This is a genomic window from Mesorhizobium sp., assembly GCF_017306585.1.
Lineage (GTDB): Bacteria > Pseudomonadota > Alphaproteobacteria > Rhizobiales > Rhizobiaceae > Mesorhizobium.
In genome coordinates, this window is the sequence record NZ_JAFKIC010000354.1 from 1 (window position 1) to 3,131 (window position 3,131).

Below are 3,131 nucleotides of genomic sequence, written 5' to 3' on the forward strand. Positions count from 1 at the left end.
CTCGACCTACGAGACGCCCTTCGTCGGCCAGCCCGCCAACGAGGCGCGGGTGTCGTCACGCCGCAAGGTCGTCATCCTCGGCGGCGGCCCGAACCGCATCGGTCAGGGCATCGAGTTCGACTATTGCTGCTGCCATGCGGCCTTCGCGCTGCGCGATGCCGGCTATGAAGCGATCATGATCAACTGCAACCCGGAAACGGTCTCGACCGACTACGACACGTCGGACCGGCTCTATTTCGATCCGCTGACGGCGGAAGACGTGCTGGAGATCCTGCGCGCCGAGCAGGCGAGCGGCGAACTGGTCGGCGTCATCGTCCAGTTCGGCGGCCAGACGCCGCTGAAGCTGGCGGATGCGCTGGAGAAGGCCGGCATCCCGATCCTCGGCACCTCGCCCGACATGATCGACCTCGCCGAGGACCGCGACCGCTTCCAGAAGCTGCTGCACAAGCTCAACCTCAGCCAGCCCAAGAACGGCATCGCCTATTCGGTCGAGCAGGCCCGCCTCGTCGCCGGCGAGCTCGGTTTTCCGCTGGTGGTGCGCCCCTCCTACGTGCTCGGCGGCCGCGCCATGCAGATCATCCATGACGAGGGCATGCTGCAGACCTACCTGCTCGACACCGTGCCCGGCCTCGTGCCGGAGGACATCAAGCAGAAATACCCCAACGACAAGACCGGCCAGATCAACACGCTGCTCGGCAAGAACCCGCTGCTGTTCGACACCTATCTCTCGGGCGCCATCGAGGTCGATGTCGACTGCCTCTGCGACGGCAAGGCGACCTTCGTGTCGGGCATTCTGGAGCACATCGAGGAAGCCGGCATCCATTCGGGCGACAGTGCCTGCTCGCTGCCGGTGCACTCGCTGCCTTCCGACCTCGTCGACGAGCTGGAGCGGCAGACGGCGAGCCTTGCCCGCGCGCTCAATGTCGGCGGCCTGATGAACGTGCAGTACGCGATCAAGGACGGCACGGTCTATGTGCTGGAGGTCAACCCGCGGGCGTCACGCACCGTGCCGTTCGTCGCCAAGACCATCGGGCGCCCCATTGCCAAGATTGCCGCCCGCATCATGGCCGGCGAGACGCTGGAAGACGCCTTCGCCCATTACGGCGCGATGCCCGACCCCAGGAATCCCGGCCACATCGCGGTCAAGGAAGCCGTCTTCCCCTTCGCCCGCTTCCCCGGCGTCGACATTCTGCTCGGACCGGAAATGCGCTCCACCGGCGAGGTCATGGGCCTCGACCGCGACTTCGCGCTCGCCTTCGCCAAGAGCCAGTTAGGGGCCGGCGTCGACCTGCCGCGCTCCGGCACCCTGTTCGTCTCGGTGCGCGACGAGGACAAGGCCGGCATATTGCCGGCGGTCAAGCGCCTCGCCGGCCTCGGCTTCAAGGTGCTTGCCACCTCGGGCACGCAGCGCTTCCTCGCCGAAAACGGCGTGACGGCCGAAAAGATCAACAAGGTGCTCGAAGGCCGCCCCCACATCGAGGACGCCATCCGCAACCGCCAGGTCCAGATCGTGTTCAACACGACGGATGGGCAAAAGGCGGTGTCGGACTCGAAGTCGCTAAGGCGCGCCACGCTGATGCAGAAGGTGCCTTATTACACGACGTTGTCTGGCGCGGCGGCCGTGGCGGAAGCGATCGCGGCGCTGAAGGCGGGGAGCTTGGAAGTGAGGCCGCTGCAGGAGTATTTTGGGTGAATATTGCTTGCAACCATCTAATTTATGGAACGCATAGGTCGCCACCTTGGTCGGCAAAATTTGCGCAAGCGGTGCAAATCGGCTAGCTAATAACGATATCTGGAATGATTTTCAGATTGGTGGAGGCCGCTGGTCTGTAGGTATGGACCCTACCACCAGCGGCCCCAGTGCCTCGGCTGAGCCGAGAGGGATCCTTCGTTTGGACCGAAGAATCAGTCAGATGCTGCCATAGCCCGCACTACGTTTGCAATCTTATTTGCTTCAGCAGTTGTCAAATCAAATGGCAACCCCTGGATTTGAACGATCAAATTCTGCCGTATTGGGATCGGAAGCACGGAAACGCTTGTAGGCGGGGCTATCACCGGCGACGCAACTGGCCGAGCCGCTGGCCGCTCCCCTGTAGTTTGGCCGCCCTTTTGGCGATCACTCGTTTTCCGCGCTCCAGCCGCACCGCCGACTTTGAAAGTCATTGGGCTGTCTTGGTAGTTTAAAAAATCCTCGACAGACGATTTTATACGGCTTTTGTAGGTATTTAGGCTTCCAGGCGTATAGTTACCGCCCTCGATATTAGAAAATCTATGCATCAATTGATCAAGGTCGACGTTGGTCAAATCCGCAGCCTCGCTCTCATCAAGCAATGCAAGCACCTTGCTCGCCGCTGCCTTACGAGCGTTGGCAGTAATTTTATTAAGCAGCCCTTTTCTTGCTAAGTAGTCCAAAAACTCTAGCAGGGCGTCGCGCGATCTGGGTCTCGCATCCATGGCAAATCTCCCGTCACCATCCTAATGGCTGACATCCAAATCAAAGTCAACATGATTAGTGTTAAGTTTGACGATTTTTTCGCAAAATCATTTTTTGATTGAACCGGAAACGAATGGCTTTGACGTTCGAGAGAGCCGACATCCCCGTGAAACCCAGCCTCACCCCACCGCCACACACTCAATCTCGATATCAAACTCCATCGGCCACGACGCCACCGGCACAAAGCTCCGCGCCGGCGGGTTCACGCTGAAATACCGCGCATAGACGCGATTGATCGCGTTGTAGAATCCCGAATTCACCGCGTAGATGCGCACCATCACCACGTTTTCCAGCGAGGTGCCGGCGGCTTCCAGGCAGTGTTTCAGCGCCTTCAGCGATGCGTCCGTCTGCGTTTCGATGTCGCCGCGCACCATCTCGCCGGTCACCATGTCCACCGGCGGCGTCGCCGAGATGAACACGAAGCCGTTGGCCTTCACCGCCGTCGAACAGGGCAGGCCGAGCGCGCGCACCTTGTCCGACATCACGGGCACTTCGATGACTTGTTTTTTCATAGTGGTGCTCCCCTTGTTTGGACAGGTTGGCGCCAAGCCCCCTCACCCAGCCTCCGCTTCGCTCGGCTGACCTCTCCCCGAGGGGAGAGGAGACGACCAGCGCCAGCGCTTTCCTCTTCTCCCCT

3 protein-coding genes are annotated in these 3,131 nt (G+C 60.8%); 1 reads left to right on the forward strand and 2 read right to left on the reverse strand.

Going from position 1 to position 3,131, the window contains the following annotated elements:
- Nucleotides 1-1,693: carbamoyl-phosphate synthase large subunit (carB, locus tag J0I79_RS34600; RefSeq protein WP_292870545.1), on the forward strand; the 1,693-nt coding region annotated here is incomplete at its 5' end.
- A 212-nt stretch (nt 1,694-1,905) separates the two neighbouring features.
- On the opposite strand, the gene J0I79_RS34605 is transcribed toward carB, so the two are convergent.
- Nucleotides 1,906-2,454, reverse strand: coding sequence for a hypothetical protein (locus J0I79_RS34605; protein ID WP_292870547.1), 549 nt, complete (start codon nt 2,452-2,454; stop codon nt 1,906-1,908).
- Nucleotides 2,455-2,613: 159 nt separating this feature from the next.
- Nucleotides 2,614-3,006 carry a RidA family protein gene (locus J0I79_RS34610; protein ID WP_292870549.1) on the reverse strand — a complete coding sequence of 131 codons (393 nt, stop codon included), beginning with the start codon at nt 3,004-3,006 and terminating at the stop codon, nt 2,614-2,616.
- Nucleotides 3,007-3,131: the final 125 nt, after the last annotated feature.

Coding starts and splice junctions, on each gene's coding strand:
- J0I79_RS34605 (WP_292870547.1), bottom strand. CDS start 2,454: ATGGATGCGAGACCCAGATCGCGCGACGCCCTGCTAGAGTTTTTGGAC.
- J0I79_RS34610 (WP_292870549.1), bottom strand. CDS start 3,006: ATGAAAAAACAAGTCATCGAAGTGCCCGTGATGTCGGACAAGGTGCGC.